We start from the raw sequence: 3,797 nt of genomic DNA, 5'->3' as shown, positions 1-3,797 counted from the left end.
TTTCTTGAAGTGCTAACTAGGCATTTAGAGATTCAAAATCTAGAGATTAAAACTATACCGTTACCGGTTACCCTCTCTAGTTTACTAGCTACTATACCTAATCCCATCTTACCTTATTGTGAGCAATACTTAGGCAATCCTGATATCGTCCATGGTACTGACCATGTCGTTTATCCCTGTCAAAAAAGCTTGCGGTTGATGACGATTCATGACCTAACCTTTATTAAATATCCTCAGTATGTTAACTCAATTGTTAAAAGCTATACTGCTCGGGTAAAACAATGTTTAAGGTGGACTGATTTAGTAATTACTGTTTCCCAGTCTACTAAACAAGATATCGTCAATTACTTAGGAGTGAATCCTGACAACATCCAAGTTATTCCTCAAGCTAGCCGTTACTCTACTCTAGATTTACCGAATACACTAGATTTACCGAATACCAAGGTGGAGTCTTTGGTGACATCAGTTAATTACGACTTCGCCCAACCCTATATTTTATTTGTGAGTACTCTTGAGCCCAGGAAAAATATTAATACTCTGATTGCAGCATTTAATTATTTAAAACAACGGCATCAAATTGAGCATCAGTTAGTACTGATTGGGCAAAAAGGATGGTCTTATGAATCTATTTTTGCCGATATTGCTAGCTCCCCTTGGAAACACCATATTCATCATCTGGGCTACTTATCGGATCAACTGGTAGCCTGGTTTTACTCAAATGCAGATGTTTTTGTGTATCCTTCCTACTATGAAGGGTTTGGTCTACCTGTCTTAGAAGCGATGACTTTGGGTGCCCCTGTGATTACCTCTAATACTTCATCCCTGCCTGAAGTAGCGGGAGATGCCGCAATTTTAATTGACCCTAATCAGCCTATTGAATTAGCAGATGCTATGGTCAAGGTTATCAGTAATTCTCAATTCCGGGAGGAATTGATTAGAAAGGGTAAGGAAAGAGCGATGCTATTCTCTTGGGAGAGAACGGCAAGGGAAACTCTAGCAGCCTATACATCTTTAGTAGGAAAGGGAAGAGGCAGAGGAGTACTTGAGAGATCGAGCATTCTAGATAATTAGTGGGATTATTCATTAAATCATTAATTACAATGGGATTTACCTTGGCCAAAAGGCCACGCTACGCGAATGGTCACACTACGCGAACGCATTTCTGTTGAACCTAATTACTCGGTAACCTCCGCCTCAATGCCCATTGGAATGTGAAGTCTCAAGTGTGAAATGTGAAGGTTGGGTTGTTTATTTGTTCACCTTTGGCCTCCCTGATCCTTCACAAGAATGAACAGCCCTAGAGGCTTCAGCCGTGGGAGGATGTCAAATACCCATGTTCTAGGAGAAATTCCGGGGACATTTCATCCATCGCTTCAGCAGCTGGTACTCGATTACCCAGCAACTTATCGACATATTTCCCTAAAATGTCACTTTCAATATTCACCCAATTGCCAGTCCGTAAGTGGCTAAGATTGGTATGGGTGTAACTATGGGGAATCACCGCTACTTTGAACCAACTGCCGTTGGGGTCACACTCAGCAATCGTTAGGCTGACCCCATTGACAGCAATGCTACCCTTAGGAACAAGATAACGGGCTATCTTATGCTGCCACACATCCGTCAAAGAAGCTGGTGCTGTAAAGCACATTTCCCAGGAGTTTGGTGTTTGTAAAGATTGCGTTAAGCAGCCAATACCGTCAATGTGACCCGTGACAAAATGACCCCCTAGCTTGCTACCCACACGCAAAGACGTTTCCAAATTAACGTAGGAGGTTGTCTGTAGCCGTTGTCCGAGGGTGGTGCGCCCCTGAGTTTCATCAGAAGCAGTGGTCGAGAAGCCTGTGGGCAAAACTTTCTCTACCGTTAGGCAAATTCCGTCCACTGCTACACTATCACCAGGTTCTAAATCCTGTAAGATAACATCCATAGCATCAGAGGTACCGGAGACAATAAAGCGATCGCTTCCGATTGGTCCAATTGTGCCGAGGGCTTGAATTAATCCTGTAAACACTGTTGTTTATACTGTTCTTCTGTAAGCGGATGAACTGGTGCAACTAGAATGTTAGTAGGAAAAGAGCTGGCATAGGTTTGTGTTTTTTTAGTGAAGTGGCCAAACAAATTTCCTGAGACTAAGGCATACTTGGAGAATACAATCTTGTTGATCTCACCGAATTGGATTCTCAAGGGCTGATCTTACCGTTGACCGGTAACATGACAAGAACAGATCTGGCAAGCGCAAGTTTCGGTGCCCGTCTGTACAGTACTAGTTTACCGCTTCGCTTTGATGCCCCTGATGCTGACCGTATTCTAGAGGCTAAGCTGATGATTGAAATGAGAGTTGCTGGCATTGCAGTAGATACTGTAACACGTAGCCCCATCGTGTTACTGAAAGATGTCTTAGATCGGCGTGCTCTGCCAATCTATATTGGGCAAGATCAAGCAAAGGCAATTATCAGTGCTTTGGAAAGACAAACACCACCCCGTCCCCTGACCCATGACCTAATGGTCAATTTTCTAGAGGAGTGGAACATAAAACTGGATCGTGTTATAATACACTCCCTCCAGGATAACACGTTCTATGCCAGCCTCTGTGTTAGTCAGGGTGAGACAAAGAAAGAAATTGATGCTCGACCAAGTGATGCCATCTCTATCGCCCTGCGTACTGGCAGTCCGATTTGGGTGATGGAAGAAGTTATTGCCGATGCTTCGATACCTGTAGACCAAGATAAGGACGAAGAGGAGCGTCGAGCTTTTCGGGAATTTGTCTCTAATATCCGCCCAGAAGATTTTCTCCACCGTGGAGGATATAGCCGTGGTACCTAAAGCCAAAATAATGGGATTAAACGGGATTTAACAGCAACAATATTTCAATTTCTCTGAAAAAAATTATTGAGATGTTTCTGAAAGCCTTACCATTTAGCTGTTGGTGAGATTTTTTCTGATACTCTAATCCCGATGCTCTACCGCAAGTGAGCGTTGGCATAAATTGATATATCCCAAGCTATACCCCAAGCTATACCCGAAGCTATAACCGAATACAATCGATGGCCATCAACTGAGTTTTTTGCGCAACTGTTTTTTGGGCAACGTTTTAACCAAAGATTTGATTATTTCAGCAGTTGGGGAACATGCGTTATCGGCGGTTTGGTAAAACTAATCTCCAGCTTTCAGTATTTTCTTGCGGCACCATGCGTTGCTTAGCATCTGAGTCAAATGCTCAGAAGACAGTGCAACAGGCAATCGATCAAGGAATTAACCACTTGGAAACTGCCAGGGGTTACGGCAAGAGTGAAGAATACCTTGGTAATATCCTGAAAGCTGGATTGTCACTACCACGAGACCAGCTATATATCACCACCAAGATTCCACCAACCCCTGATGCTGATTTGATGAGTCAGTGGATTAATGATTCCTTAGAACGTCTACAGCTCGACTATATCGATTGTTTAGCAATTCATGGCATTAACACTGAGGAGCATCTGTCCTGGGTAAAGTCCGACAGCGGCTGTATGGCAGCTGTCCAAAAAGCCGTAGCCCAGGGACGTATAAACCATGTTGGTTTCTCAACCCACGGTTCAATAGAAGTGATTCTAGGGGCAATTCAGACAGATTTTTTTGAATTCATCAACCTGCATTACTATTACTTCTTTCAACGCAATGCTGCGGCGATTGAATTGGCTAATCAGAAGGATATGGGGATATTCATCATATCTCCTGCTGATAAAGGAGGCAAACTCTACACCCCACCACCAAAGTTAGAGAAACTGTGCCATCCCTTCTCGCCACTGGAACTGAAA

Annotated in this window: 5 protein-coding genes; 3 read left to right on the top strand and 2 right to left on the bottom strand. The window is 43.3% G+C overall.

Translation table 11 applies throughout. From position 1 onward, the window contains the following. Positions 1–1,071: glycosyltransferase family 1 protein (locus tag F6J94_RS31645; RefSeq protein WP_293047505.1), on the top strand; the 1,071-nt coding region annotated here is incomplete at its 5' end. A 235-nt stretch (positions 1,072–1,306) separates the two neighbouring features. Here the strand turns inward: F6J94_RS31645 and F6J94_RS31640 are convergent. Beyond that, on the bottom strand, positions 1,307–2,011 hold the full coding sequence (locus F6J94_RS31640) for a riboflavin synthase (RefSeq protein WP_293025188.1): 705 nt from the start codon (positions 2,009–2,011) through the stop codon (positions 1,307–1,309). Continuing rightward, positions 1,996–2,184 (bottom strand): hypothetical protein, encoded by a 189-nt coding sequence (locus tag F6J94_RS31635; protein WP_293047503.1) that lies wholly within the window; start codon positions 2,182–2,184, stop codon positions 1,996–1,998. Before F6J94_RS31635 ends, F6J94_RS31640 begins: the two co-directional genes overlap by 16 nt. A 138-nt stretch (positions 2,185–2,322) precedes the next feature. On the opposite strand from F6J94_RS31635, the gene F6J94_RS31630 reads away from it, so the two are divergent. After that, a complete protein-coding gene (locus F6J94_RS31630; protein ID WP_293047507.1) occupies positions 2,323–2,823 on the top strand; it encodes a bifunctional nuclease family protein in 501 nt (166 codons plus the stop codon). Between the two features lie 305 nt (positions 2,824–3,128). Then, positions 3,129–3,797 (top strand): aldo/keto reductase (locus F6J94_RS31625; protein WP_293047501.1); only part of this gene is annotated, 669 nt, incomplete at its 3' end.

This window comes from Moorena sp. SIO1F2, from assembly GCF_010672755.1.
Classification (GTDB): domain Bacteria; phylum Cyanobacteriota; class Cyanobacteriia; order Cyanobacteriales; family Coleofasciculaceae; genus Moorena.
The sequence above is the reverse complement of the archived record's forward strand: the minus strand, read 5'-3'. Positions and strand labels throughout refer to the sequence as shown.

What these genes read in the sequence shown, in the direction of transcription:
- F6J94_RS31630 (WP_293047507.1), top strand. Translation starts at nt 2,323, where the DNA reads ATGATTGAAATGAGAGTTGCTGGCATTGCAGTAGATACTGTAACACGT.